The following is a 25,074-nucleotide window of genomic DNA, read 5'->3' as shown; positions in this document are numbered from 1 at the left end:
TGTTTCGGGGGCCTCATCTCTGGGGCAAATAAGGAGGCGTTTCGAAAGCAAAATCGGGTTGAAAGGGTCGTTCCTTCTCTTGCGGATAACGTTGATTCAACGGACGGTCGGGGGCGGGTTGTGGGGAGCCGAACACGGCCCGGGGAGACGTTGCGATTTTGGGAGGGCTCGGTGGTATAGAATGTTGGATTTCAACCGTGGAGGTGGTTTTTTTGGCAGGTTTGGGACTGGTTTCTTCTTCCCGTATTCGAATAAGTTCTTCTCGGATCATATCCCGGATCAGCCGTTTCAGTTTGATCTGATTTCGTCCGGATTGTTTCGACATAGCAGTCACTCCTTTTTTCTTTTCCGTTGAAACAGGATATGCGCCCGGTCCTCGGAATGTGTAAGGGGGTAAATCGGTTGTACCGGGATTCGGCTCGCAAACCAGGGCCATTTTTTGGTACAATACGGACAACCAAAGGAAGGTGGGATTGAGATGACGGAATGCCTATTCTGCGGCATTGTCGAAGGAAGCATTCCTTCGGAGAAAGTATACGAAGATGAGCACGTGATAGCTTTTAAAGATATCCACGCCCAGGCACCGGTCCATATCCTGGTTATTCCGAAGAAACACATTCCTTCCGTTCAACAGATCGGCGAGGGAGAAGGGATGCTCCTCGGTCGGATTTTTTCTGTAATCAACCGTCTAGCAAAGGAACACGGCCTCTCTGAGCGAGGATACCGAATCGTCAATAACTGTGGGGAGGAAGGCGGGCAGACCGTCCACCATATCCATTTTCATCTTCTGGGTGGCCGGGCTCTCACATGGCCTCCAGGTTAAACCTTCTTTTGACACGCCTTTTTATTCTATAGTATAATAATCGTTGAGTTTGCTTTCATGTCCAACATCTGCGTGGATCTGACAAGCAGCGTTTGCGAGGTGCGTGTCCCCCTCTTGTGGGACAGAACCCTTCGCTTTTTCATCGCTTTAGGGTTTACGATTCCCGGCGGTGTTCAGCCCCGGGCGCTTAATGGCCCGCGGAGGGAGGGATAAGCATGGCGGAAATTCACGTTCGCAAAAACGAAACGCTGGATAAAGCACTGCGCCGTTTCAAGAAGGCTACGGCCAAGGACGGGACGATGCGGGAGCTGAAAAAACGCAAGCATTACGAGAAGCCCAGCATCAAGCGGAAGAAAAAGTCTGACGCTGCCCGTAAGCGCAAATAGTGAGGTGCGAAGGACCAGTGACCCTGATTGAGCGGTTGAACGATGATATGAAGACCGCGATGAAAAATAAAGACAAAGCTAGACTCTCCGTTATCCGCATGGTTCGTTCCTCCGTTAAGAACAAGGAGATCGAACTGAAGCGCCCCCTCTCCGAGGACGAGGCGCTGGACGTGGTGGCCAAAGAGCTGAAACAACAAAAGGATTCCCTCGTGGAATTCGAACAGGCCGGTCGTGACGACCTGGCTGAAAAAGCACGCTCAGAGATCGCTGTTTTGCAATCGTACCTTCCCGAACCCCTGTCTGAACAGGAATTGAAGGGAATCATCCAAGAAGCGATCACCGAGACGGGTGCCTCCTCTAAGGCCGATATGGGTAAAGTGATGCGTGCGGTCATGCCCCGTGTCAAAGGGCGAGCCGACGGGCAATTGGTTAACCGTCTGGTTCAGGAGTCCTTGTGAAAGTAAAAAAAACACAGCGCAATCCTGCGCTGTGTTTTTTTACGCTTTTTTTGCAAAAAATGTGGTGGGGTATGTAACAAAAGGGGCACGTATCCGTATATATCAGAGGGGGGTGAATCGGATGAGGAGACTGGTAGCCGTTTTTGTCGCCTTTTCTGTCCTGCTTGGAGTGGTGTCGCTGTGGGTTTCTTCTTCTCAACCCGCCGCTGCTCAGGGTAGGGTAGTTTATTGGGTTCCTGTTAAGCAAGAGGTGGAACGGGGTCTTACCCGCTTTCTGGAGCGCTCCTTCCAAGAGGCAGAAAAAGCGGGTGCCCGGGCTATCGTTTTGGAGATGGATACCTTAGGCGGTGAAGTGAATGCTGCTCTCGCTATCGGCAAACTGATCCGTCACTCCGACATCCCAGTCACTGTCTATATTAAAGGGGAGGCGATCTCGGCTGGCTCCTATATCGCTTTGAATGCTGATCATATTCTGATGGCACCGGGAAGTGCTATGGGAGCGGCAGAGCCCCGAACAATGACCGGAAAGCCTGCAGATCCGAAGACAGTAGCCTTCTGGGCTTCCAACATGCGGGCTGCCGCCGAAGCTCACGGGCGTGATCCGGAGATCGCCGCTGGCATGGCGGACCGAAATCTCACGATCAAAGGTTTGAAGAAAAAGGGAGAACTGGTCAGTCTGTCCGCCAATCAGGCTGTTAAGCTGAAAATGGCTGATCAGTTGGCTACGAGTAAAAAAGAGGTACTGGATTTTGTCAAGGCGGATCCGGGGGATGTCATACAGGGTAATCCCAGTTTGGCAGAAAAAGTGGCTCGCTTTGTTACCAGCCCCTACGTCATTCCCGTTCTCTTCTTCCTTGGAATGGCGGGGCTCATTCTCGAGGTGCTGACACCGGGTTTCGGCCTTCCGGGAGCGATTGGGATATCCGCTTTTGGCCTTTATTTCTTCGGCCATTATCTAGCTGGTTTCGCCGGAGTGGAAACAGGTTTCCTTTTGGTCCTGGGCCTGATCCTAATGCTGATCGAGGTGTTTGTGGCAGGCTTCGGTCTCTTCGGAATTTTGGGGCTCCTTTCCTTGGGAGCTTCCTTGGTAAGCGCTTCCCAAGACAAGGCTTTCAGTCTCGGTTCCCTCCTGATTGCTCTGGTGATGGCGGGAGTCTTCCTGGCAGTGGTCGCTAAAATTTTCGGGGTCCGGGGAACGTGGAAGAAATTCATCCTTGCCGATACCCAACGGAACGAAACCGGTTATACTTCCCAGACAGGCCGAAGTGAACTGTTGGGACGATCCGGGCAAACTCAGACACCACTCAGACCTTCAGGCTCTGCCCTGATCGATGGGGTACGGCAGGATGTGGTCAGTGAGGGTGAGTTCATCCCTCCGAACTCCCAAGTGAAAGTGGTCGATGTTCAGGGAGTGCGGGTAGTCGTTCGGCTTATCAAGGAAGAGGAGGCAGATTGAGACACTCCTTTTTCATTTCACCTTTTGGATGACCTTGGTAAGTACGTTATAATTAGCTTACACATTCGGATTCAGAAAGGGGATTATTCATGGAACCTAATGTACTAAGCATCATTCTGATCGCTGTTGTTGCTGTGATTGCTCTCTCGATTCTGTTTTCTTTTGTACCGATCATGCTTTGGATTTCGGCCATGGCTTCCGGTGTCTACGTAGGGCTGACGACCCTGATTGGGATGCGCTTGCGGAGAATTACACCGTCTCGGATCATCAATCCGCTCATTAAAGCTCGTAAAGCAGGACTCGAAGTCAATATTGAACAGTTAGAGACCCACTATCTGGCAGGGGGAAATGTCGATCGTGTGGTCGACGCCCTCATTGCTGCTCAGCGGGCCGATATCGATCTCATGTTTGAACGAGCGGCTGCGATTGACTTAGCAGGCCGTGACGTACTCGAAGCAGTCCAAATGAGTGTCAATCCGAAAGTGATCGAGACTCCGGTTGTCTCCGCCGTGGCCAAGGACGGGATCGAAGTAAGGGTGGTTGCCAGGGTGACCGTGCGTGCCAATATCGACCGCCTTGTCGGTGGAGCTGGTGAGGAAACCATTATCGCCCGGGTCGGTGAAGGGATCGTTACGACTAACGGTTCCGCTGCCAGTCACAAGGAAGTTTTGGAAAACCCGGATATGATATCGAACACCGTGTTGGAAAAAGGATTGGATGCTGGCACCGCTTTCGAAATCCTCTCCATTGACATCGCTGATGTGGATGTAGGCAAAAACATCGGGGCTACATTGCAGACGGACCAAGCGGAAGCCGACAAAAATATCGCACAGGCTAAAGCCGAAGAGCGTCGTGCGATGGCTGTGGCGAAAGAACAAGAAATGCGCGCCCGCGTCGAAGAAATGCGTGCCAAGGTGGTCGAGGCGGAAGCTGAAGTGCCGATGGCGATGGCCGAAGCCTTACGTGCCGGTAAACTAGGTGTCATGGATTATTACAACATGCAAAATGTCATGGCCGATACCGATATGCGTAAATCTATCTCCCAAACGGATGAGGAAGACGATTGAGGTCTTTCTCTCTGACGGGGAGGAGGTGCCGGAGTGAAATTATTGGACCTGTTATCTGAGAACGTGGGTTTCTTGATACCGATCATCCTGTTTCTGGGTTCCATGTTGTTAAAGGCCTTTAAAGACCAGAAGAACTCCGGTGGCCGCCCCGCCAATCCTGGGAAGAAACAGCCCTGGGAAAATCCCTGGGACGTATTCGGCGGGGAGGATGATGAAAAAGAAACAAATCCCTTCGACAGGAAGGGGAAGATGGGAGAAGGGCGAGCTGTGACCGATGCCAAAAAGCAGATTGAAGAAAGACCAGAAATTCCAGAGGACTCAGCTCGTCGGCTTGACCCGGATCTCATGAAACGGTCGATGCAGACAACACTCAAACCGCCCAAAAACAAAAAAAGATCCCCTCTGGCGGATCTGCCCCGAGCCGGGTGGAAACGAGCAATCATTATGAAAGAGGTCCTCGATCCGCCTCGTTCCCGACGTCGCGGAAAAGGCGTTCGATGACGAGGCTTAAACAGCTGCCGAAAAGGCAGCTGTTTTTTATCGGTGAAGGATGAAAGATCCCTCCCACCTGTTCCCTTGGAAACAAGTTCGTAACATGCTTTTCTGTCAACCGTTCACACTATGGATACAAGGGGAGGTGAAAAACATGGCGCGTTCCCGTAGCAGCAATCGTCTCTTGGTTCCTCAATCTGCCGCGGTTCTCAACCAGTACAAGGAAGAGATCGCTTCCGAATTCGGGGTTCAGCTGGGTGAATCCAGCACCGCTCGGGCCAACGGCTCTGTCGGCGGCGAGATCACCAAACGTTTGGTTCGTCAAGCCCAGCAACAGCAATCCGGTCAACAGCAGCAGTAACCCATAGCCCATAGTCATATGGTGAACGAGCGATGCAGGTTAAATCTGCATCGCCTTTCCTTTTTGTTCGGCTGTTTCATGTCATCCATGCCTTTTACATACACTTTCCTGATGTATGTTTATCAAAGGCGTGGTTTGTTTGAGCTTCTTTCATAAAATGGGACAACGATGCATAAAGTTAGTCAAGAAGATGGAGGGCTCGTTCCCATGCGGAATATCGGAAACCGAGTGCGGAAAATAGCTTCGGACTGGCTGGACATTCCAAGGGATGTCGCTGCCAATGTTCCTCGTATTCTGATTGTTGGCCCCTACCGGGTTCATGTGGAAAACCATCAAGGGGTGGAGATGTTTTCCGAAACGGAGATCCGGATGCGTACCTCCCAAGGTACTTTGCGGATCGCGGGAAACAAACTGGTCATTCAGGCGATTTACCCCGGAGAAATATGGATTGGCGGGACTGTCTCCGAGGTGAAGTACCTGGATTAAGGAGAGAGATGCGTTGCAGCAAAAGAATTGGCCGCAAACGATCAAAGGAAATCTCCGCATCGAGTTGACCGGTAATAGACTTGCTGAATTCATCAATCGTGCGACAGGGGTCGGGATGGATATCAGCCAGATCGTTAGGGTAGCCCCAACACGCATCCGTCTCACGATCGCCATTCCCGACTACTGGCGGCTGCGCCCCATCCTTCGGGAAACAGGAAGTAAAATGCGGATCTTAAATAAACAAGGTCTTCCTTTTTGGTTGGCACGGATAAAACGCCGCCGCTTTTTCGTCTGGGGGATGGTTTTATTTGTTATCTTGATATTCTCCCTTACTTCGATGGTCTGGTCGGTAGAAGTGGAGGGGAACGAAACGGTGCCGACAGCAGAAATTCTGTCTGTGCTGAAAAAAGAAGGGGTTTTTGTCGGGCAATTGAAAAGTCGAATGCCTGACAACCTCCAGATCCAATATCGGCTGACTCAACAGATGCCCCATTTATCCTGGGCCGGATTTCGCATAGAGGGAACCCGTGCGATTGTGACGGTCGTTGAAAAAAAACGGGTGGAAGAAGGAGAAAAATCAGGAGAAAAAGGCCCCATCAACTTGGTGGCGAAGCGGGCTGGTCTTATCTACGATCTGCGGGTGGAAAGGGGCCGCCCCGTGGTGGAAGTGAACGATGTTGTAAAAAAAGGGCAGTTATTGGTGTCAGGGAGATATGGAGATCCGGAAAACCCGAAGGAAGGGAAATTGGTCGGGGCAAAGGGAAGCGTTCTGGGAGAAGTTTGGTATGAATCGGAAGTATCCGTTCCCCTGATTCAGAAAAGAAAAGTGTACACCGGAAACCGGGAAAGGGCATACTATCCTTACTTAGCGTCAAGGGTGATCCGACTTCCATTTCTCTACCCCGACACCTATCGCCAAGTGGAACGGATCCAGCGGGTTCACGCCCTGCGTGCACGGGACTGGCGTCTTCCCTTTGGTTGGGTGGAGGAAGAACGAATGGAAATGACATGGGTGAAGCAGAAGTTGTCGGTTCGAGAAGCGATCGCAATCGGGCGTTCCCGGGCACGGGAAGATCTACTGGCACGCCTGGGTGAACACGGGAGGATCCTGGAGGAAAAAATTTTGCACCCGCGTCGGGACAATGGTAAAGTTGTGTTAAAGATTCATTTTGACGTCGTGGAAGACATCGCCAGCCCACAACCGATTCTTCAAGGAGAATGAGCTAATTTGTCACATCAGGAGCATACGATTAAAATCCGGTTGCGGGACGCGAGTGAGGCATTAGCCTTGTTCGGTCCGCAGGATGGTTATTTGAGAATGATCGAGGAACGCACCCCTGCCAAGATCGTCTCCCGTGGGGAAGAGGTTGCCATTACCGGCGCTCCCGAAGAGCTAGAGGTACTTAACCACTTGTTTCGAGTGCTTCTGAACTTGGTAAGGCGGGGGATCACGCTTACGGAGAGAGATGTCGTATACGCTGAACGGCTGGCACGGGATGGGCTGGCCGACGAACTTTTGGAACTGTATGATGAACAGATCGGTGTCACTTTGAAAGGAAAGCCGATTCGAGTAAAAACCCTGGGCCAGCGGCATTATGTCAGCGCCATTAAAAAGTCGGATATCGTTTTCGGGATCGGGCCTGCTGGCACGGGAAAGACTTTTCTCGCGGTGGTGTTGGCTGTGACCGCCCTCAAGGCCCACCAAGTAAAACGAATTGTGCTGACTCGGCCAGCCGTTGAGGCGGGGGAAAGTCTTGGCTTCCTTCCCGGAGATCTGCAGGAAAAGGTGGACCCCTACCTGCGTCCCCTCTATGACAGTCTCTATGCCATGCTCGGCGTTGAGCAGGTGAACAAACTGATGGAGCGAGGGATGATCGAAGTAGCCCCGCTGGCTTACATGAGGGGCCGAACGCTGGAGGATTCGTTCGTCATCCTCGATGAAGCCCAGAACACGACGAATGAACAGATGAAAATGTTCCTCACCCGGTTGGGCTTTGGGTCCAAGATGGTTGTCACTGGCGATGTGACCCAAGTGGACTTGCCCAAGGGAAAGCAGTCCGGCTTGAAAGAGGCAGAACGTTTGCTTTCGCCCGTGGAGGATATTCAATTTGTCCATCTGACCCAAGCGGACGTCGTCCGCCATACGTTGGTTCAAAAAGTGATTGACGCCTACGCCCAGGCGGATTAAATTCCTCCTCGCAAGGAGTCGGTCTCGATGATAGATTCGGAACAATCCCGGGATTCATGGCGAAAATGGATCCGGTTTCCCGCCCACTGGAAAGAAAGCGGGTGGATCCGGGTTCTTCTTTACGCCGGTCTCGGGTTCCTTTGTTATCTCCTCCTGATGGATCATGTATTGCCGCAGCAATACAACCTTACTCCTGGTTCTATCAGCAAGGAAACCATTACTTCGCCAGTTACCAAAGTGGATCAGGCAGCAACGGAAGAAGCCCGTGAGAAAGCCGCCGACAGTGTCGGTCGGCAATATCGAGTGGATGACCGGCTGGCAGAGCGACAGCTAAAACGGCTGGACGGCTTTTACGCCGATATTCGGCGCAACCTCTCTGACGACTCCCTGTCGGACAAGGAACGAATTTCCAACTTGAAAGATCGTCTTCCCACGAACTTGACCGGTGAGTTCTATCAGAGACTTTCCCGTGTCAAAGTGGATGAAGTGACGGAAATGCGCGTGATCAGCCGGGAGATTTTACAAGATATCCTGTCTGAAGGGGTCCGCAGCGATGAGTTGGAAAAGCAGCAGGATCGGGTGGATCGTGCCTTGGTCACCTCTTCTCTTGGTAAAAATGCCCGCTTTGTCGTACGGGAGATCACCCGTGAAATGATCGTACCGAATAAACTTTATGATAAAGAACGGACAAAGAAACTAAAAGAAGCGGCGATGGAAAGCGTCGACCCGATCCCGATCAACAAAGGAGAGGCCATTGTGGTCGCCGGTGAAATACTGACCGAGGAGCAGGTTCGACAGCTGGAAGAACTCGGGTTTTTAAAAAACCGGATCAATCCCTGGCCCCATCTCGGCCTGCTGCTCTTGATCATTCTGATGATGATGATGCTATACCTCTTTGTTCGGCGTTTCCAACCTGCTGTACACAAGGATAACGTCAAGACGGTGATGTTGCTCGCAGTTTTCCTTCTGACCATGATCGGGATGAAGGTGGTTAGCCTTGGGCAAAATTTGGAATGGAGCACAGTCGGTTATTTGGCCCCAGCGGCCCTTGGTACCATGTTGTTGACTTTGCTTCTCGGTCTCCCTCTCGCTCTTTGGTGCGGGGTTTTGTTCAGCCTATCGGCGGGGATGTTTTTCAATGCGGAAAACCACCTTCTCTTCGATTTTCGTTATGGATTTGTCGCCCTTGTCAGCAGTTGTGCAGGGGCATATGCCTTGGCAGGCGTTCGCAACCGGTTGTCTATCCTTCGAGCCGGACTGATCGCTTCCGTAGCCAGCATGGCCGCTATTGCCTCTCTTTACGCCCTTGTTCCGGTCGATGGAAACGGGATGGTGCTCCTGCAGTCTTTGGGGTTTGGGGCGGCGAGTGGGCTTTTCTCAGCGGTTTTAACGATTGGCTTTCTTCAGCATATCGAAGCTTTATTCGACATGCTTTCTCCGCTTCGGCTCTTAGAACTTTCCAATCCCAATCATCCCCTTTTGCGAAAGCTGCTCATCCAGACGCCGGGGACCTACCACCACTCCATTATGGTTGGGAACTTGGCCGAATCGGCGGCTGAAGCTGTCGGAGCAGACGGCTTGCTTGCTCGGGTTGGCTCCTACTATCACGATGTAGGGAAGATGAAACGGCCCCAGTTCTTCATTGAAAACCAGATGCAAGCAGAGAATCCCCACGACCGGATCTCCCCTAACTTATCGAAATCGATTATAATCGCCCATCCGAGGGACGGAGTGGAGATGCTAAAAGAATACAATATCCCGACGCCCATTCTCGATATCGCTGCTCAACACCACGGCACGACCCTGCTTAAATTTTTCTATTTCAAAGCGAAAGAACAGGCAGACGGCGGGCAAGTGTTGGAAGCGGATTATCGGTATCCAGGTCCGAAAGCGCAGTTTAAGGAGGCAGCCATTGTCGGCATTGCGGATAGTGTTGAAGCCGCTGTCCGTTCCATGTCGCGCCCGACCCCGGACCGGGTCGGATCGATGGTACGCAAAATCATCCGTGATCGACTGGATGACGGGCAGTTTGACGAATGTGATTTAACGTTAAAGGAACTGGATTTGATTGCACGGTCGATGTGTGAAACCCTACAGGGCATTTTTCACTCTCGCATCGAATACCCTGAGGACGCTCAGGGGAAAGGAGTGAAACCGGCATGAATCTCCAAGTAGACATGGACATTCAAATAAAGGCGGAAGCAGCGGATACTTCCGCTTTGGAATGGGTGGAGCGCTCCCTTGATGCCGCAGCGAAAGCCGAGGAAATCAACGGGGCCGAGGTTTCCGTCCTTATTACGGACGACGAAGAGATTCACCGCCTCAACCGAGAATTTCGCCAAGTGGATCGCCCCACCGACGTCCTCTCCTTTCCCCAATGGGAAGCGGGGGAGGAATGGAATGATGAAAATGGCGTGCCGATTCCTCTTGGGGACCTTGTCATTTCTCTCCCCCGCGCCAAGGAGCAGGCAAGGGAATACGGACATTCCCTGGAGCGGGAGCTGGGTTTTCTCGCGGTTCACGGTTTTCTTCACCTGATTGGTTATGACCATGAAACAGTGGAGGATGAACGGGCGATGTTTTCCCGTCAGGAAGAGATATTGTCCCGGGTCGGCCTTGCGAGGCAGGAGTAGTCATGTGGTTATCAAAGCTCTTGGCAAGCTTCCGTTTTGCCCTGGAAGGTTTGAAATATACCCTAGTCAGCCAGCGGAACATGCGTATTCACTTCCTTGCTGCTCTGGCAGTCCTTCTCCTTTCCCTCTACTTGCCGCTGACCAAAGCGGAGGTGTTGATATTGTTCGTCACCATCCTGCTTGTGATAGTGGCGGAGTTGATCAACACAGCGGTGGAAGCGGTTATTGACATGGTGACGGAGGAGTTTCACCCGCTGGCAAAAGTGGCGAAAGATGTAGCTGCTGGGGCCGTTCTTCTTTGTTCAGGTATGGCGGTGGTGGTGGGGGTGAGCGTTTTTTATCCCTATTTGGATCTGCTCTCCTTCCATACTTTTGAAGGAGCTCCCTATCCCCCTAACATCGGTTTAGCAGCCCTGATCGCCTTCAATTTTTTTCTTACCCTCCTGATGAAAAGCCTCTTTCACCGGATCGGTCGGTATGATTGGGAACCGAGTATGACGACTTCCCTCGCCAGTTGTATTGCTGCCTCCCTTGTCATCATGGTGGGCAATCTGCTGGTGACATTGCTCGTGATTCTTCTTACCGCTCTTCTTTTGGGAACGCGCCTTCGAATTAAGACACGAAAGAATCCGGTTATACTGGGGGCGATTCTAGGAGTCCTGGTGGCGGTAATCGGCTTTCAACTGATGTAGAGCGCATGCGAAAGGGGAAAGTACACAGGGATGCTGAAACGGATTCGAACGTACCTTATACTTGGGCTTATCGCACTGCTTCCCGCTATTGCTACCGTTTACATATTGAAGCTACTTTTTGGCTTTATCGACCCTACCCTTGGGGTGGCCCTCGCCCGGCTTCTCGATGCAGTCGGGGTAATGGAATTCCCCTTCCATGTCGGGGGGGTCGTCTTTTACACCCATATTCCCGGTGTCGGGACCATCCTTACGCTGGGACTTTTGATCCTGTTCGGAATGCTTGCTCGGAGCCTGTTTGGTAGGCAGCTTTTTCGTTATACAGAGCACTTTTTTTCCCGGATCCCTCTTGCCCGCAGCATTTACTCGACAGTGAAACAGATCACTAGCGCCTTCGCCCACGACAAGTCCAGTTTCAAGCAAGTGGTGATGGTGGAATATCCACGCAAGGGGCTGTATACCCTGGGCTTCTACACCGGGGAGGCTAACGGGGAAATCCAATGTCGTACAGAAGAACGGATGCTTAACATCTTTTTGCCAACCACCCCGAACCCAACTTCAGGGTGGTTGGTGATGATTCCGCAAGTGGATGTGATATTTCTGGATATGTCGGTAGAAGACGGTCTAAAATACATTATCTCAGGCGGAGTGGTCGTGCCGTATTGGGAGAAAAAGGGGTCAACGGATTCTACCGGAGCGGGGAAAAAACCGGAACTCATCTCTCGCCCCTGATAACAGGAAAAACGGGAAGAAAGGAATGGAAGATGGACCAAGAACAATTGATGGATGAAGCAAAAAAAGCGAGAAAGCGAGCTTACGTTCCTTACTCACAATTTAAGGTAGGGGCGGCTCTCCTATCAGGAACAGGGGTCGTATATCACGGCTGCAATGTGGAAAATGCCTCTTACGGACTTACCAACTGTGCCGAACGGACCGCTCTTTTCAAAGCGATATCCGAAGGTGGAAAGGATTTTCAAGCGATGGCGATTGTAGCTGATACGGCGGAACCGGTTTCTCCCTGTGGTGCCTGTCGCCAGGTGTTGGCTGAACTTTGCCCAGGGGATATGCCGGTCTATCTGGGTAACTTGGATGGAGATTCAGTGGTGACCGCTGTGAATGATTTGCTACCGGGCGCTTTTACCAAGGAGGATCTGGATCATGCCGAATGAAAGGGAAAAAACCGGCTATAAATCTGGCTTCGTTGCCCTGATTGGACGGCCCAATGTGGGGAAATCCACTCTTTTGAACCAAGTGTTGGGCCAGAAGATTGCGATTATGTCGGACAAACCCCAGACCACACGCAACAAAATTCAAGGGATCTATACCACGGAGAAAACCCAGATCGTATTCTTGGACACGCCCGGAATCCATAAACCCAAGTCGAGGTTGGGAGACTGGATGGTTAAAACGGCACGGGAAACCTTTGAAGAAGTGGATGTGATCCTTTTCCTGGTCGATGCCAAAGAAGGCCTTGGCCCAGGAGATCGCTTTATTATCGAGCAGCTAAAAAATGTGAAGACACCGGTTTTCCTCGTGGTCAACAAGATCGATCAGGTGCATCCGGATCAATTGCTCCCGTTTATCGACCGCTACCGGCAGCTCCATCATTTTGCTGAGGTGGTACCGATCTCCGCCCTTCACGGAAACAATACCCCCACCCTTCTCAACGTGATCCAGGATCGTCTTCCTGAAGGACCTGCCTACTATCCCTCCGATTATGTCACGGACCATCCGGAGCGCTTTATCGTGGGGGAATTGGTGCGGGAAAAAGTACTCCATTTGACCCGGGAAGAAGTCCCCCATTCCGTGGCAGTAAATGTGGAAGAGATGACCAGGGAAGAGGATGACACAGTTTATGTACGGGCGACGATTTATACCGAGCGCTCTTCCCAAAAGGGAATTTTAATCGGCAAACAGGGATCGATGTTGAAAGAAGTCGGAAGGCGTGCCCGCGAAGAGATTCAACGCCTTCTCGGCAGCCGGGTTTATCTCGATTTGTGGGTCAAAGTAAAAAAGGATTGGCAAAATGAAGAGTTCATGCTGCGCCAATTCGGGTATCGGGACGAACAATAATCCATCTTTCAGAATGTATGAGTGGAAACAAATCACAGTGTTTATCGGGTTACCCGCACCGATTCCAGGTCATCCTAACCCATGTGGGCATGACAATTGAGCGGAGGGAAGGATGAGGCAAGGTGCGCAGCTTTTCCTGGAATTGTTTTGCGGTAACCGGCAACATCGACGCCTATTTGTTGTTTAAGGACGCGGAATCGGTTCTATACCGGTCGGAAGAAAGAGAAGAGAAATCCGAAGAGAAGATTGAACAGTAAGGGTGAGGGCCCATGTTGGTGAAAACCGAAGGGGTGGTCTTGCGAACCAGGGATTACGGGGAGAGTAACAAAATCGTCGTCCTCTTCACCCGGGAGCGAGGAAAATTGCCTGCCATGGCGCGCGGGGCGAAGAAACCAAAAAGCAGGCTGGGTGCTGCCACCCAGCCCTTTACATGGGGTCAGTTTCTTTACTTTGCCGGTTCCGGAATGGCGACGCTTTCCCAAGCAGATATCATAAAATCCCACTATCCCCTGCGGTCCGATCTGTTTCTGACGGCTTATGCCGCTTATTTAGCAGAATTGTTGGATAAGATGACAGAGGAGAAAGAACCGTCCCCTGTACTGTACGATCTTTTCCTTTCCACCCTCAACCACCTGGAGGAAGGGGTGGACCCCGATATTTTGTGTCGGATTTTTGAGTTGAAAGTGTTGGAGACAGCAGGGTATCGTCCCCGGCTGAACGGATGTCTTTTCTGTAGCGGTGTGAAGGGACCATTGGCTTTCAGCATTACCTTAGGGGGAATTCTCTGTCACGATTGTGCATCCCGGGATCCGAAGGCAATCCCCCTTTCCCCAGCGTCTGCGAGAATCCTCAGTCAATTGCAAAGAATCACCCCGGACCGATTGGGGCAGGTCCAGATCAAAGAAGAGACCAAATCTCAACTGGAACAGGTGATCCGTCGTTTTTTGGAGGAGTACACGGAATTAAAACTAAAATCCCGCGCTTTTCTCGACCGGCTCAAAAAAGATTGGGAATCCTCCTAGATACGGAGTACCGGGGGAAAACATTGACAAAGCCTTTCTCGGTTTGGTATATGTAATCTTAGTGTGATGAACTCAAATGATAAGGTTGCACGATGAGGGAAAAAAGTAGCCGAAATCTTCGTATCCAGCGAGTCGGGGGTGGTGGGAGCCCGGTGTCGGAATCCGGTGAAAGGCAGTCCTGAGTGCCAATGACAAACAAGGGGATCGGTGTGTAGACCGGTCAAATAGGGTGGAACCGCGGGAAACCTCCCGTCCCTATGGAAGTGTTTTGTTTTCTTCAGGGATGGAAGGTTTTTTATTTGTATTCTGGAGGTGGAAAAAAAGGATGAACATGCAGGAAATTATTTTACAGTTACAGTCATTCTGGAGTCGGCAGGGGTGTGTGCTCGCCCAGCCGTATGATGTGGAAAAAGGAGCCGGGACGATGAACCCCATGACCTTTCTACGCTGTCTCGGGCCAGAGCCCTGGAACGTTGCTTATGTAGAACCTTCCCGTCGACCGGCAGACGGTCGTTATGGGGAAAACCCCAACCGAGTGTATCAGCACCACCAATTTCAAGTGATTATGAAGCCTTCCCCGGACAACATTCAGGAAATGTATCTCGATAGCCTGAAGTCCCTTGGAATCGATGCCAGGGAACATGATATCCGTTTTGTAGAGGATAACTGGGAGAACCCCGCTATGGGAGCCGCCGGTCTTGGCTGGGAAGTATGGCTGGACGGAATGGAAGTGACCCAATTCACCTACTTCCAACAGGTGGGGGGGCTCGAAGTGGATCCTGTTTCCGTTGAGATCACCTATGGGTTGGAACGCCTGGGCTCTTATATTCAAGACAAGGAGAATATCTACGACCTGACCTGGGTGGAAGGGGTAACCTACGGGGATATCTTTAAACAACCGGAATATGAGCATTCCAAGTACTCTTTTGAGGTTTCTGATACGGACAAACTGTTCCGTTGGTTTGACCAGTATGAGGAAGAAGCGAAACGGGCGATGGACGAGCACTTAGTTTTTGCTGCTTATGATTATGTGCTCAAATGCTCCCATACGTTCAACTTGTTGGACGCCCGGGGGGCCATCAGTGTGACGGAGCGAACGGGTTACCTTGGCCGCGTACGAGGCCTCGCCCGCCGCTGTGCAAGGATTTATGTCGAAGAACGAGAACGCCTCGGGTTTCCTATGCTGAAACAGGGAGGGGAAAACCATGCCTGAACGGGATTGGCTCCTAGAAATCGGCTTGGAAGAGGTTCCTGCCCGTTTCGTCGCGGACGGTCTGGAACAATTGAAACAAAAATTAACCCGCTGGTTGGAGGATAACCGAATCACCTACCAATCGACGGAGGTCTATGCTACTCCGAGAAGGTTGGCGGTTCTAGTAAAAGGGGTGGCTGACAGGCAGGCTGACGTAGAAGAAGAGGTTCGCGGTCCGGCAAAACGGATCGCTGTTGCAGCAGACGGCAGCTGGTCCAAGGCAGCAGAAGGGTTCGCCCGGAAACAGGGGTTGAACCCTGATCAGCTTGTCCTGGAAGAATTTAAAGGGGAAACCTATGTTTTCGCCCGTAAACATGTGGAAGGAAAACCGACTGCCAAATTGCTGAAAGAAAGCATCCCTGATGTGTTGAGTGCCATTTCCTTCCCCAAGGCGATGCGCTGGGGGAGCCGCCGCACCCGTTTTATTCGGCCTGTGCGTTGGTTGGTGGGCCTGTTCGGGGAGGAAGTCATCGATTTTGAATGGGCGGGCGTCACAGCGGACAATACTACCCGCGGCCATCGTTTTCTGGGTGAGGACACAGTAATCCCCGCCCCGGATCAGTATGTGGCACGATTGAAGGAGCAATATGTGGTTGCTGATGTAGAGGAGCGTCGCGCCGCCATCCGCGCCCAACTCTCCCGGTTGGAGGAGGATTACGGCTGGCGGATCCCTGTAGATGAGGACCTGTTGGATGAAGTTACCCACTTGGTAGAGTACCCAACAGCTCTTTACGGGTCCTTTGACAAGACCTATCTGGAACTGCCCTCTGCCGTGTTGATCACCACGATGCGGGAGCACCAGCGTTATTTCCCGGTGGAAGGGGAAGGCGGTCAGCTTTTGCCTTATTTCGTGACGGTACGTAATGGAGACGACCATGCCCTTGCCACCGTAGCGAAAGGAAACGAGAAAGTGCTTTCCGCTCGTCTGGCTGATGCCCGCTTCTTCTTCGAAGAGGATCAGAAGGTACCGATTGCCACTGCCGTCGCCAAACTGGATAACGTCGTTTTCTTTGAAGGTCTGGGCACGATCGGTGATCAGGTGCGTCGGATTCAAGCCCTTTCCACTGAACTGGCCCATCGTTTAGGCCTGTCTGAAGGGGTACGGGATACAGTACAACGTGCCGCAGAAATCTGCAAATTTGACCTTTCTACGCTTATGGTGGACGAATTCCCAGAGCTCTCCGGTTTGATGGGGGAAGTTTATGCAAAAAAGGCTGGCGAATCCGTCGAGGTGGCACGCGCGATTCAGGAGCACCATTACCCCCGCTTTGCTGGTGACCGGCTGCCCGAGGGGACAGTCGGTTCTCTGATCAGCCTGTCGGATAAGCTGGACGCTGTCGTTTCAGCATTTAGTCTCGGTATCCAACCGACAGGATCACAGGATCCCTATGGTTTGCGCCGCCGTGCTTCGGGAGTCATTCACATGCTGGCGGAACGGGGCTGGAGAGAGGTGTCCCTCCTTAATTTGATCGACTTGGCGCTGGTGCGACTGGAGCAGGACGGCTGGCTGAACCGTCCCGCCTCCGAAGTGAAGGAGGAATTGACTTCCTTCTTTAACCTGCGCCTGAAAGCCCTTCTTCAGGAGGCGGGGATCCGTTACGATATCATCGATGCCCTGCTCGCCGGGGACACCTCTCATCCTTCTCTGGTACTGGAAAAGGCCCGTGTTCTCGCAGAAGAAGTGGAGAAGGATGATTTTAAACACGTGGTAGAAGGATTTAGCCGTGCTGCCAACCTGGCGGAGAAAGGGGAGGCAGGGCTGGAAGTGAATCGGGATCTCCTTGAAGCGTGGACGGAGAGGGAATTGCTCGCCTCGATCCGTAATGCCGCGGAAGCTTATGAGGAAGCCGAGGCAAAGCATGATGCCCGCGCCATGTTTGAGGCGATCGGCAAATTGGCCCCGGTCATCCACCGCTTTTTCGATGATGTGCTCGTGATGGCTGAGGATCCCGGAATCCGCAACAACCGCCTTGCTCTTTTGCAACAGATCGATGGACTGGTCGGTCGTTTCGCTGCTTTCAAACAGATCGTTTTTGCTTCATAAAGGTACGAGAGAGTCCCGGCCAAATCGGTCGGGACTCTTTTTTTGGACAAAGCAAAAAAGCCCGCAGAGTATGCCGGCTTTTTTACCGCTTTTTCAGTCTGTGTAACGCTGATTTCAGTGCAGGAAGCGTTTCTTCTCGAGCCCCAGAGGGGAGGACGATCGGGGTTTTCGAGGGGATCTGTTCCGCGAAATCGAGGAGTTCAGCATAGGCCGCTTCCGGGAAGGGGATATGGCATGTATCTGGTGTATCTCCCCAACTGACGGAGTAGGAGAGGCGGACGATAGCAGTCCTTTCTTTTACCTGCTCGTAAAACTGGATCCAACTGCGGGTGGCGTTGAGGATCTCCTTTTCTGTCGAAGCGGCAAAGAGGCTTCGAGATCGGTGCATATAAGTGAAGACATTGGATGTGATTCGGGCGTGAGCCGTATCGAAGCATAGTTTGACACCTGTCGCTTCCGTGATACGCAGCAGATGACGTGGAGTGCGCAGGGCAGGGTGGATCCAGTTTTTCCCTGGTTCGAAGTATTCTGGGCCGCCCATCGGGGCATTTTCCACCAATAGATGAATCCCGAAAGGCTGTGCCGCTTCTTCCAATTGACCCAGTTGTTCGATCATCTGCTCGACATACTGGGTTTTGTAATCGTGTAAAGCATTGAAATCACGGGGACGGGCGTCCAGATACTCGAAGACTTCTCCCAAGGTGACCGTTGCGCCGTGGCAGATCAGATACCGGTGTTTGCCTCTGAAAAGAGGGGCGATTGCCTCCATCCAGCCGGTCCATTCCTCCTTGTTCAGGGGTGCTGCCGTTCCCAGGCCTAGATGGGCAGGTGCCCGAAAGGCGATCGGTCGGATGCCCGTTACTTGGAGCAAATCTTTCAGATTTTCTCTGTCACGGCGGGAGGAGGGGAGGACGACCTCCGCTTGGGTGAAACCCTGGTCAGCAAGTTGGTGTAGCGGGGGAATTGCCGCTTCGGATTGGGCCGCCAACGGGTTGGAAAACAGCATGGATGGAACCCTCCAATTCACTTCTCTTCATTCATTCTATATAGAAATGGTCTCTTTGACAATTGGAGTCTTACTGGAACACCCTCACCCGGGACCGTTTGTGTCCTGAAGGCGAAAAACGTCCCAAAAAGGGGTTGCGGAAAGGGACGATGCCATATAGTATATACTATATGAATCATATTTAACTTAAGTATGACATATTGAAGAGGGGCCGAAGGGCAAGGGGGTGTCAACCGATCGAGCTGTCTAAGCGCCAGGAAACGATCCTGCGTATTGTCAAAGATGAAGGTCCAATCACTGGAGAACAAATTGCAGAAAAGTTAAACCTGACACGGGCCACACTGAGGCCGGATCTAGCGATTCTTACCATGTCGGGGTTTCTGGATGCCCGTCCCCGGGTCGGTTACTTTTATTCAGGAAAAACCGGTAACCAACTTTTAGGGGAACACCTTCGTAAATTGTCGGTGAAAGAGTATAAGTCGGTTCCTGTTGTCTGTCAGGAAGAGACTTCCGTTTACGACGCGATTTGTACCATGTTTCTGGAAGACGTCGGAACCCTTTTTGTGGTTAGGGAAGGAGGGATCCTAACCGGTGTGGTATCCCGTAAAGATCTTCTGAAAAGCTCCATGGGAACCCGGGATCTCTCCAGCATACCCGTTGGTGTCATTATGACTCGGATGCCTAACATCGTCAGTTGTGAGTTGGATGAGTCGCTCCTGGAAGCGGCGAGTAAACTAATCCGCAACCAAGTAGATGCGCTTCCGGTCGTGAAGGATGCCGAATCTGGAGACGGGGTGGAAGTTGTCGGCCGGATCACCAAGACCACTATCACCAAAGCCTTCGTCGAACTGGGCGGAGGAGAGGCCGTATAGAACCAGGGAGGGAAGAACCATTTCCAGTACAAATGATCAACACATCGTTTACATCCTGTCCGATTCCGTGGGTGAAACCGCAGAATTCGTCGTCCGGGCAGCCTCCAGTCAGTTTAACGGCGGGGAGGTGGATATCCGCCGTATCCCTTACGTGGATGATAAGAAGATCATTCGGGAAACGGTGATGGCAGCGGCGGAAACCAAAGGGATGATCGCCTTCACGATGGTGGTTACCGAATTGCAAGAGTACCTGAAGGGGGAAGCGGCTCGCCTCTCTGTTCCCGTGGTCGACATTATGGGGCCGATGTTGGAAGGGTTATCTGGTCTTTTTGGGCGTCAACCGAAACGGGAACCCGGCCTTGTCCGTCGTCTGGATGATGAATACTTCCGTAAAGTGGAGGCGATCGAATTCGCCGTCAAATATGACGACGGCCGGGATCCTCGGGGATTGTTGCGGGCGGATATCGTACTCGTCGGTGTCTCCCGCACTTCTAAGACCCCCTTGTCCATGTATTTGGCCCACAAACGGCTCAAAGTGGCCAATGTTCCGCTGGTTCCAGAGGTAGAACCGCCGGAAGAACTTTACATGGTCCCGGCTGAGAAATGCATCGGTCTGACCATTCATCCAGATCAACTGAACGGGATTCGCCGGGAGCGGCTCAAATCCCTTGGACTTACTTCCCGTGCCAACTATGCCAATATGGAACGGATTCTCACGGAACTGGAATACTCGGAAAAAGTGATGAAGCGTATCGGTTGTCCTATTCTCGATGTGTCCAACAAAGCGGTAGAAGAGACTGCCAACATCATCCTGGATCTTTTCCGCAAAGGAGGCAGCCAATCGTGAGTCAAGCATTTGTCGTTTCCTTTCAGGACGGTCGGTTGGAGGAAAAACATCTTTTAGGGGGAAAGGGGGCCAATCTAGCAGAGATGACCCGTGCAGGGTTGCCAGTGCCCCCTGGCTTTACCATTACGACGGAAGCCTGTCTGGATTACTACCGAGCCGGAAGGACGCTGACAGAAGAACGGAAGCAAGACGTGGCCGCCGCTTTGGTCCGCTTGGAAGAACAGGCGGGTAAGAAGTTGGGGGATGCAGGGGACCCACTCTTGGTCTCTGTTCGCTCTGGTGCTGTGATTTCCATGCCGGGAATGATGGATACCGTGCTCAATTTGGGGCTGAATGATGAGACAGTGAAAGGGTTGGCCGGACTAACCGGGAACCCTCGCTTCGCTTATGATTGTTACCGTCGGTTTATCCAGATGTTTAGTGATGTGGTATTGGGCATCCCCCATTACCGCTTTGAACGGGTCATCGAGAAGAAGAAGGAAGAACGGGGTGTTTCCACCGACACCCTGCTGACAGCGGAGGATTGGCAGGAAGTGATTGACCGGTTTAAAGGGATTGCACGGGAAGAGACAGGGGAAGAATTCCCCCAGAATCCGATGGAGCAGCTGACCCGGGCGATTCTCGCTGTTTTCGATTCCTGGAACAATCAACGGGCCCGCATTTACAGGAAAATCCACAAGATATCCGATGATCTGGGAACGGCTGTTAATGTGCAGATGATGGTCTTCGGCAACATGGGGGAAGATTCAGGGACCGGTGTTGCCTTCACCCGAAATCCTTCTACCGGTGAGAAAAGCCTCTATGGCGAGTACCTCATTAACGCCCAAGGGGAGGACGTGGTCGCCGGGATTCGTACACCGGAGCCGATCCAGGCCCTGAGCGAGCGGATGCCTCCCATCTATGAGGAATTCCTCCGGATCAGCCGCCACTTAGAAACCCACTATGAGGATATGCAAGATATCGAATTTACAGTCGAACGGGGAAAACTCTACATTCTTCAGACACGCTCCGGGAAGCGGACTGCCCACGCTGCCGTCAAAGTCGCCGTCGACTTGGTCAAGGAAGGCGTTATCGATAAAAAGGAAGCGCTTTCCCGCGTGGATCCCGATCACCTGGATCAGATCCTTCATCGGCGGATCGACCCTAAGGCCAAACTGAAAATCCTCGCTAAAGGATTACCCGCTTCTCCAGGTGCTGCTTCAGGCTGGGTTGTCTTCGACGCCGACCGTGCGGAACGCTGGGCTCAGGAAGGAAAAAAAGTGGTTCTGGTTCGTCCGGAGACCACACCGGAAGATATTCATGGCATTGTCGCCTCGCAGGGAATCCTAACCAGTCGTGGGGGAATGACCAGCCACGCCGCAGTGGTGGCCCGAGGAATGGGAAAGCCCTGTATCTGTGGGTGTGAAGAGCTCCGAATCGACGGGAAGAAAAAGGAACTGACCGTGGGGGATACTGTGATCCGGGAAGGGGAGGAACTCTCCATGGATGGAGGTACTGGCCATGTGATCCAAGGAGAGGTGCCTCTGATCGATCCTGAGCTTTCCGAGGAGTTCCAAACCCTTCTTCAATGGGCGGATCAGTTCCGACGGCTCCAGGTCCGCACGAATGCCGACAACCCGGCTGACGCGGCCAAAGCGAGAGAATTCGGGGCGGAAGGCGTCGGACTTTGCCGCACAGAGCATATGTTCATGGAAACGGACCGGGTTCCACTGGTACGCGAAATGATCTTGGCTGAAAACCTGGAGGAGCAGCAGACAGCGCTGGAGCGGCTCCTTCCTCTGCAAAAAGGCGATTTCAAAGGAATCTTCCGTGCGATGGATGGGTTGCCTGTCACCATTCGGCTGCTCGATCCCCCGCTTCACGAATTCCTGCCTAACTTGGAGGATTTGCTAACGGAAACTGCCCGGCTTGCAGCGGTTCCTGATACGGACCCCTTAAAACTGCGAGAAAAAGAACATCTGCTCCGAAAGGTAAGGGCTCTCCATGAATTCAATCCCATGCTAGGACATCGGGGCTGCAGGTTGGGTCTGATCCACCCTGAGATTTACGCCATGCAGGCGGAAGCGATATTCCTGGCTGCGGCGGAGGCGGCAGAAGAGGGTATTTCGGTGCAGCCGGAGATTATGATTCCCCTGGTCGGCCACGTCAATGAGCTAAAGGAGATGCGGCACCTGATTGAAGAAACGGCTGCCCGAGTGAGAGAGACAACCGGTCGGACCGTCTCTTTCACGGTCGGAACGATGATCGAGGTGCCGCGTGCAGCACTGACCGCAGAGGCGATTGCCGGTGAAGCGGACTTCTTCTCTTTCGGAACCAACGACTTGACACAGACGACCTTCGGTTACAGCCGGGACGATGCAGAAGGAAAATTTCTTCATCATTACGTTGACCATAAAATTCTGCCGGAAAATCCCTTTATTATCCTGGATACCGAGGGAGTCGGTCAGTTGGTGGCGATGGGTGTGGAAGGAGGACGTCGCGCAAATCCTTCTCTTAAAACCGGGATCTGCGGTGAGCATGGGGGGGAAAAACAATCAATTCGTTTTTGCCATAACACGGGACTAGACTATGTCAGCTGCTCCCCTTTCCGGGTTCCTCTTGCCCGACTGGCTGCCGCCCAGGCTGCTCTGAGCGAAGAAGATTTAGAGGCCCTGCAGAAAACAGTCTGATAGAGCAGGAAACCGCCCGAAGAGACGGGCGGTTTTCTTATTGAACTTTTCTGATGCAGAAAAAAAACATAATGTCAAGCGTAAGCAGGATTTTTTTTGGGCATCAGCGTATAATAGTAAGGAGATTGTTCATAGATCCCATTCTTCGACATTTGTTGCGAAAATACGAAGGGAATGGAAGGTGGAAGGAGTTCGCGGTTTGTTGTAGAATTAGAAGATATGCAAAGGTTGACCTCTGATGACCGGAGAGAGCTGGAAAACTTTTCTCCGCAAAATCCTTCAATACAATGAAGGATTTTGGCGAACATTGGCGAATAGGTTCGTGTCAGAGGGGTAAAATCCCCCGACAGGGATAGCAAAATTGCGTGCTGGGAGGCGATGATTTCATGTCGGGAAGAATCCCCGAGGAAGTCATCGACCGAGTCCGGGAGCACTACGATATCGTTGACGTTGTCAGTCAGACGGTCCAACTCCGGAAAAGCGGGAGAAACTTTTTTGGCCTCTGTCCGTTTCATTCTGAGAAGACACCTTCATTCTCCGTCTCCCCGGACAAACAAATTTTCCATTGTTTTGGATGTGGGGCTGGGGGCAACGTCTTCAAGTTCGTGATGGAGACGGAACAGATGACCTTCGTCGAAGTCGTGCGTTATCTCGGGGAACAGGCCGGTATTGACATACCGTCAGGCGGCAGGGAAGATAACGCGGAAGAGTTGCACCGTCAGGAGCTGCTGAAAGTGATGGACTTGGCGAGCCGTCTCTTTCATCACCTGCTTACACAGACGGAACACGGTGAAGCAGCCCGCCGGTATTTAAACGAGCGAGGCCTCCAGCTTGAGACCATTGAGGAATTTCAAATCGGTTATGCACCGGATTCCTACCACTTCCTGCATCCGTTTCTGAAGAGAAGGGGCTTTGCGGAAGGGTTGTTGCTGGAAGCCGGCTTGGTCGCTGAACGCGAGGGTGTTCGAGGGCGGCCCTCTTATTTTGACCGGTTTCGCGGACGAGTGATGTTTCCCATCCATGATTCCCAGGGGCGGGTGGTGGCTTTTGGGGGACGGGTGTTGGGGGAAGGTCGGCCCAAGTACCTCAACAGTCCTGAGACAACCCTCTTTCACAAAGGAAAATTCCTTTTCAATCTGCATCGAGCCCGCAAAACCATCCGTAAAGATCAGCAAACGATCCTTTTCGAAGGTTATATGGACGTGATCGCTGCTTGGCAGGCAGGCCTCCGTTCCGGAGTGGCCACCCTAGGAACTGCCCTTACTGAATCCCAGGCCAGGGTTCTGAAACGAAACGCGGAAGAGACCGTTCTTTGTTATGATTCCGACTCCGCGGGGCAGAGCGCTACTGAACGGGGAATGGAAGTTCTAAAACAGGAGGGGTGCATCGTAAAAGTGGCTCGTATGCCGGAGGGAATGGACCCGGACGATTACATCCGAAAATACGGAGCTGAAGCTTTCTCTTCCAAAGTGATTTCCCAGGCTTCCCCCTTTACCGCTTTTAAGTTAGAAAGTCTAAAAAAAGGTTTCGACCTGAAAGATGAAGACGAGCGGATGCGCTACTTGACCCGAGCGGTCGAGGTGATCTCCGGGCTACCAAAGGCCATTGAACGGGATCATTACCTTCGCCGACTATCTGAGGAATTCCGTATCTCCCTCGATGCCTTGAAACAGGAACAGCGAACCGCTTCGTCGAAGAAGAGAAGGGAGAGCCATGGGGATAAAGGGCTAGAGAAGTGGAATAATGGATATCATAATGGCAAACACATGGTCGGTCGTGAACGAAAAATCCCCGCTTTTGAAGCGGCAGAGCGCCGTCTCCTCTCCTTGATGATTCAAGACGCCGGTGTAGCCGAACGGGTGAGGGAGACCGTAGGGGCAGGATTTAACATCGAGGCGAACGCTGCGATCGCTGCCTACTTATACGGCTATTTTGCCGAGGGAAACCCGGTGGATCCAGGGCGATTCATCCAATATATAAGGGACGGCAGTCTTATACAAGAAGTCAGCGCCATCCTGATGATGGACCTCCCGGATTCGGTAACCGACGAAGAAGTGACTGATTATATCCGGCATATCCGCAATTATCCTCTTCATCAAGAAATTGAACAGAAACAGGAACAAGTAAAGCAGGCAGAGCGCTCTGGTGACATTGCCAAAGCCGCCCGGCTGGGGATTGAACTAATCCGCCTCCGGGAAAAGATTCAAAGGGAGGCGTGATAGGCAGTGTGTCCAGGGAAGGAGGGAACTC

The 25,074-nt window shown here is 52.3% G+C and carries 26 protein-coding genes; 24 read left to right on the top strand and 2 right to left on the bottom strand.

Annotated features, from left to right (window positions below; genetic code table 11):
• Positions 1 to 13: 13 nt before the first annotated feature.
• On the bottom strand, positions 14 to 325 hold the full coding sequence (locus ACFOUO_RS07925; RefSeq protein WP_380703957.1) for a hypothetical protein: 312 nt from the start codon (positions 323 to 325) through the stop codon (positions 14 to 16).
• A 153-nt stretch (positions 326 to 478) separates the two neighbouring features.
• Here ACFOUO_RS07925 and ACFOUO_RS07920 point away from each other — a divergent pair, with 153 nt between their 5' ends.
• From ACFOUO_RS07920 to glyS, 20 genes are all read left to right on the top strand, one after another.
• Positions 479 to 823 carry a histidine triad nucleotide-binding protein gene (locus ACFOUO_RS07920; protein WP_380703955.1) on the top strand — a complete coding sequence of 115 codons (345 nt, stop codon included), beginning with the start codon at positions 479 to 481 and terminating at the stop codon, positions 821 to 823.
• A 215-nt stretch (positions 824 to 1,038) separates the two neighbouring features.
• Positions 1,039 to 1,209 (top strand): 30S ribosomal protein S21, encoded by a 171-nt coding sequence (rpsU, locus tag ACFOUO_RS07915; RefSeq protein WP_380703953.1) that lies wholly within the window; start codon positions 1,039 to 1,041, stop codon positions 1,207 to 1,209.
• A gap of 17 nt (positions 1,210 to 1,226) precedes the next feature.
• Positions 1,227 to 1,667, top strand: a complete 441-nt coding sequence (locus tag ACFOUO_RS07910; RefSeq protein WP_380703951.1) for a GatB/YqeY domain-containing protein — start codon at positions 1,227 to 1,229, stop codon at positions 1,665 to 1,667.
• A gap of 121 nt (positions 1,668 to 1,788) precedes the next feature.
• Complete coding sequence (locus ACFOUO_RS07905; protein ID WP_380703949.1) at positions 1,789 to 3,123, top strand: NfeD family protein; 1,335 nt, start codon at positions 1,789 to 1,791, stop codon at positions 3,121 to 3,123.
• 89 nt (positions 3,124 to 3,212) lie between these two features.
• The gene (gene floA, locus ACFOUO_RS07900) at positions 3,213 to 4,190 is read left to right on the top strand and encodes a flotillin-like protein FloA (protein WP_380703947.1); all 978 of its coding nucleotides are present in this window, start codon (positions 3,213 to 3,215) and stop codon (positions 4,188 to 4,190) included.
• Between the two features lie 33 nt (positions 4,191 to 4,223).
• Positions 4,224 to 4,691, top strand: a complete 468-nt coding sequence (locus ACFOUO_RS07895; RefSeq protein WP_380703945.1) for a hypothetical protein — start codon at positions 4,224 to 4,226, stop codon at positions 4,689 to 4,691.
• Positions 4,692 to 4,836: 145 nt separating this feature from the next.
• Positions 4,837 to 5,043, top strand: coding sequence for a small, acid-soluble spore protein, alpha/beta type (locus ACFOUO_RS07890; protein WP_380703943.1), 207 nt, complete (start codon positions 4,837 to 4,839; stop codon positions 5,041 to 5,043).
• Between the two features lie 207 nt (positions 5,044 to 5,250).
• Entirely contained in the window at positions 5,251 to 5,529 is a 279-nt protein-coding gene (gene yqfC / locus ACFOUO_RS07885; RefSeq protein WP_380703941.1) for a sporulation protein YqfC, read from the top strand.
• Positions 5,530 to 5,542: 13 nt separating this feature from the next.
• Complete coding sequence (gene yqfD, locus ACFOUO_RS07880) at positions 5,543 to 6,751, top strand: sporulation protein YqfD (RefSeq protein ID WP_380703939.1); 1,209 nt, start codon at positions 5,543 to 5,545, stop codon at positions 6,749 to 6,751.
• A gap of 6 nt (positions 6,752 to 6,757) precedes the next feature.
• The gene (locus ACFOUO_RS07875; RefSeq protein ID WP_380703937.1) at positions 6,758 to 7,717 is read left to right on the top strand and encodes a PhoH family protein; all 960 of its coding nucleotides are present in this window, start codon (positions 6,758 to 6,760) and stop codon (positions 7,715 to 7,717) included.
• 27 nt (positions 7,718 to 7,744) lie between these two features.
• A complete protein-coding gene (locus tag ACFOUO_RS07870; protein ID WP_380703935.1) occupies positions 7,745 to 9,880 on the top strand; it encodes an HD family phosphohydrolase in 2,136 nt (711 codons plus the stop codon).
• Positions 9,877 to 10,350: an rRNA maturation RNase YbeY gene (ybeY, locus tag ACFOUO_RS07865; RefSeq protein WP_380703933.1), complete on the top strand. Its 474-nt coding sequence runs from the start codon at positions 9,877 to 9,879 to the stop codon at positions 10,348 to 10,350. Before ACFOUO_RS07870 ends, ybeY begins: the two co-directional genes overlap by 4 nt.
• 2 nt (positions 10,351 to 10,352) lie before the next feature.
• Positions 10,353 to 11,042 carry a diacylglycerol kinase gene (locus tag ACFOUO_RS07860; protein WP_380703931.1) on the top strand — a complete coding sequence of 230 codons (690 nt, stop codon included), beginning with the start codon at positions 10,353 to 10,355 and terminating at the stop codon, positions 11,040 to 11,042.
• Between the two features lie 30 nt (positions 11,043 to 11,072).
• Complete coding sequence (locus tag ACFOUO_RS07855; RefSeq protein ID WP_380703929.1) at positions 11,073 to 11,771, top strand: DUF502 domain-containing protein; 699 nt, start codon at positions 11,073 to 11,075, stop codon at positions 11,769 to 11,771.
• Positions 11,772 to 11,803: 32 nt separating this feature from the next.
• A complete protein-coding gene (locus ACFOUO_RS07850; protein ID WP_380703927.1) occupies positions 11,804 to 12,208 on the top strand; it encodes a cytidine deaminase in 405 nt (134 codons plus the stop codon).
• On the top strand, positions 12,198 to 13,112 hold the full coding sequence (gene era, locus ACFOUO_RS07845; RefSeq protein WP_380703925.1) for a GTPase Era: 915 nt from the start codon (positions 12,198 to 12,200) through the stop codon (positions 13,110 to 13,112). The genes ACFOUO_RS07850 and era overlap by 11 nt, the downstream gene beginning before the upstream one ends.
• A 122-nt stretch (positions 13,113 to 13,234) precedes the next feature.
• Positions 13,235 to 13,369 carry a YqzL family protein gene (locus tag ACFOUO_RS07840; protein WP_380703923.1) on the top strand — a complete coding sequence of 45 codons (135 nt, stop codon included), beginning with the start codon at positions 13,235 to 13,237 and terminating at the stop codon, positions 13,367 to 13,369.
• Between the two features lie 12 nt (positions 13,370 to 13,381).
• Positions 13,382 to 14,134, top strand: coding sequence for a DNA repair protein RecO (recO, locus tag ACFOUO_RS07835; RefSeq protein WP_380703921.1), 753 nt, complete (start codon positions 13,382 to 13,384; stop codon positions 14,132 to 14,134).
• 325 nt (positions 14,135 to 14,459) lie between these two features.
• Entirely contained in the window at positions 14,460 to 15,347 is an 888-nt protein-coding gene (gene glyQ / locus ACFOUO_RS07830) for a glycine--tRNA ligase subunit alpha (protein WP_380703918.1), read from the top strand.
• The gene (gene glyS, locus ACFOUO_RS07825) at positions 15,340 to 17,430 is read left to right on the top strand and encodes a glycine--tRNA ligase subunit beta (protein ID WP_380703916.1); all 2,091 of its coding nucleotides are present in this window, start codon (positions 15,340 to 15,342) and stop codon (positions 17,428 to 17,430) included. Before glyQ ends, glyS begins: the two co-directional genes overlap by 8 nt.
• An 82-nt stretch (positions 17,431 to 17,512) precedes the next feature.
• Here glyS and ACFOUO_RS07820 read toward each other — a convergent pair whose 3' ends face one another.
• On the bottom strand, positions 17,513 to 18,436 hold the full coding sequence (locus ACFOUO_RS07820) for a TIM barrel protein (RefSeq protein ID WP_380703914.1): 924 nt from the start codon (positions 18,434 to 18,436) through the stop codon (positions 17,513 to 17,515).
• Positions 18,437 to 18,636: 200 nt separating this feature from the next.
• Between ACFOUO_RS07820 and ACFOUO_RS07815 the strand changes: the two genes are divergently transcribed.
• The 4 genes from ACFOUO_RS07815 (at position 18,637) to dnaG (ending at position 25,043) form a co-directional block, all read left to right on the top strand.
• The gene (locus ACFOUO_RS07815; RefSeq protein WP_380703912.1) at positions 18,637 to 19,308 is read left to right on the top strand and encodes a helix-turn-helix transcriptional regulator; all 672 of its coding nucleotides are present in this window, start codon (positions 18,637 to 18,639) and stop codon (positions 19,306 to 19,308) included.
• A gap of 19 nt (positions 19,309 to 19,327) precedes the next feature.
• Positions 19,328 to 20,155: a pyruvate, water dikinase regulatory protein gene (locus ACFOUO_RS07810; RefSeq protein WP_380704792.1), complete on the top strand. Its 828-nt coding sequence runs from the start codon at positions 19,328 to 19,330 to the stop codon at positions 20,153 to 20,155.
• Positions 20,152 to 22,824 (top strand): pyruvate, phosphate dikinase, encoded by a 2,673-nt coding sequence (gene ppdK, locus ACFOUO_RS07805; RefSeq protein ID WP_380703910.1) that lies wholly within the window; start codon positions 20,152 to 20,154, stop codon positions 22,822 to 22,824. The genes ACFOUO_RS07810 and ppdK overlap by 4 nt, the downstream gene beginning before the upstream one ends.
• A gap of 386 nt (positions 22,825 to 23,210) precedes the next feature.
• Positions 23,211 to 25,043: a DNA primase gene (dnaG, locus tag ACFOUO_RS07800; RefSeq protein ID WP_380703908.1), complete on the top strand. Its 1,833-nt coding sequence runs from the start codon at positions 23,211 to 23,213 to the stop codon at positions 25,041 to 25,043.
• The last annotated feature ends 31 nt before the right edge of the window (positions 25,044 to 25,074 follow it).

Source organism: Salinithrix halophila (assembly GCF_042650125.1).
In the GTDB taxonomy this organism is placed as follows: Bacteria; Bacillota; Bacilli; order Thermoactinomycetales; family DSM-45169; genus Salinithrix; species Salinithrix halophila.
This window is presented reverse-complemented; position numbering and strand designations above follow the sequence as displayed.

Coding starts and splice junctions, on each gene's coding strand:
- rpsU (WP_380703953.1), top strand. CDS start 1,039: ATGGCGGAAATTCACGTTCGCAAAAACGAAACGCTGGATAAAGCACTG.
- ACFOUO_RS07820 (WP_380703914.1), bottom strand. CDS start 18,436: ATGCTGTTTTCCAACCCGTTGGCGGCCCAATCCGAAGCGGCAATTCCC.
- ACFOUO_RS07870 (WP_380703935.1), top strand. CDS start 7,745: ATGATAGATTCGGAACAATCCCGGGATTCATGGCGAAAATGGATCCGG.
- era (WP_380703925.1), top strand. CDS start 12,198: ATGCCGAATGAAAGGGAAAAAACCGGCTATAAATCTGGCTTCGTTGCC.
- ACFOUO_RS07925 (WP_380703957.1), bottom strand. CDS start 325: ATGTCGAAACAATCCGGACGAAATCAGATCAAACTGAAACGGCTGATC.
- glyQ (WP_380703918.1), top strand. CDS start 14,460: ATGAACATGCAGGAAATTATTTTACAGTTACAGTCATTCTGGAGTCGG.
- ACFOUO_RS07920 (WP_380703955.1), top strand. CDS start 479: ATGACGGAATGCCTATTCTGCGGCATTGTCGAAGGAAGCATTCCTTCG.
- floA (WP_380703947.1), top strand. CDS start 3,213: ATGGAACCTAATGTACTAAGCATCATTCTGATCGCTGTTGTTGCTGTG.
- ACFOUO_RS07905 (WP_380703949.1), top strand. CDS start 1,789: ATGAGGAGACTGGTAGCCGTTTTTGTCGCCTTTTCTGTCCTGCTTGGA.
- ACFOUO_RS07855 (WP_380703929.1), top strand. CDS start 11,073: ATGCTGAAACGGATTCGAACGTACCTTATACTTGGGCTTATCGCACTG.
- dnaG (WP_380703908.1), top strand. CDS start 23,211: ATGTCGGGAAGAATCCCCGAGGAAGTCATCGACCGAGTCCGGGAGCAC.
- ACFOUO_RS07850 (WP_380703927.1), top strand. CDS start 11,804: ATGGACCAAGAACAATTGATGGATGAAGCAAAAAAAGCGAGAAAGCGA.
- ACFOUO_RS07890 (WP_380703943.1), top strand. CDS start 4,837: ATGGCGCGTTCCCGTAGCAGCAATCGTCTCTTGGTTCCTCAATCTGCC.
- ACFOUO_RS07860 (WP_380703931.1), top strand. CDS start 10,353: ATGTGGTTATCAAAGCTCTTGGCAAGCTTCCGTTTTGCCCTGGAAGGT.
- yqfC (WP_380703941.1), top strand. CDS start 5,251: ATGCGGAATATCGGAAACCGAGTGCGGAAAATAGCTTCGGACTGGCTG.
- recO (WP_380703921.1), top strand. CDS start 13,382: ATGTTGGTGAAAACCGAAGGGGTGGTCTTGCGAACCAGGGATTACGGG.
- ybeY (WP_380703933.1), top strand. CDS start 9,877: ATGAATCTCCAAGTAGACATGGACATTCAAATAAAGGCGGAAGCAGCG.
- glyS (WP_380703916.1), top strand. CDS start 15,340: ATGCCTGAACGGGATTGGCTCCTAGAAATCGGCTTGGAAGAGGTTCCT.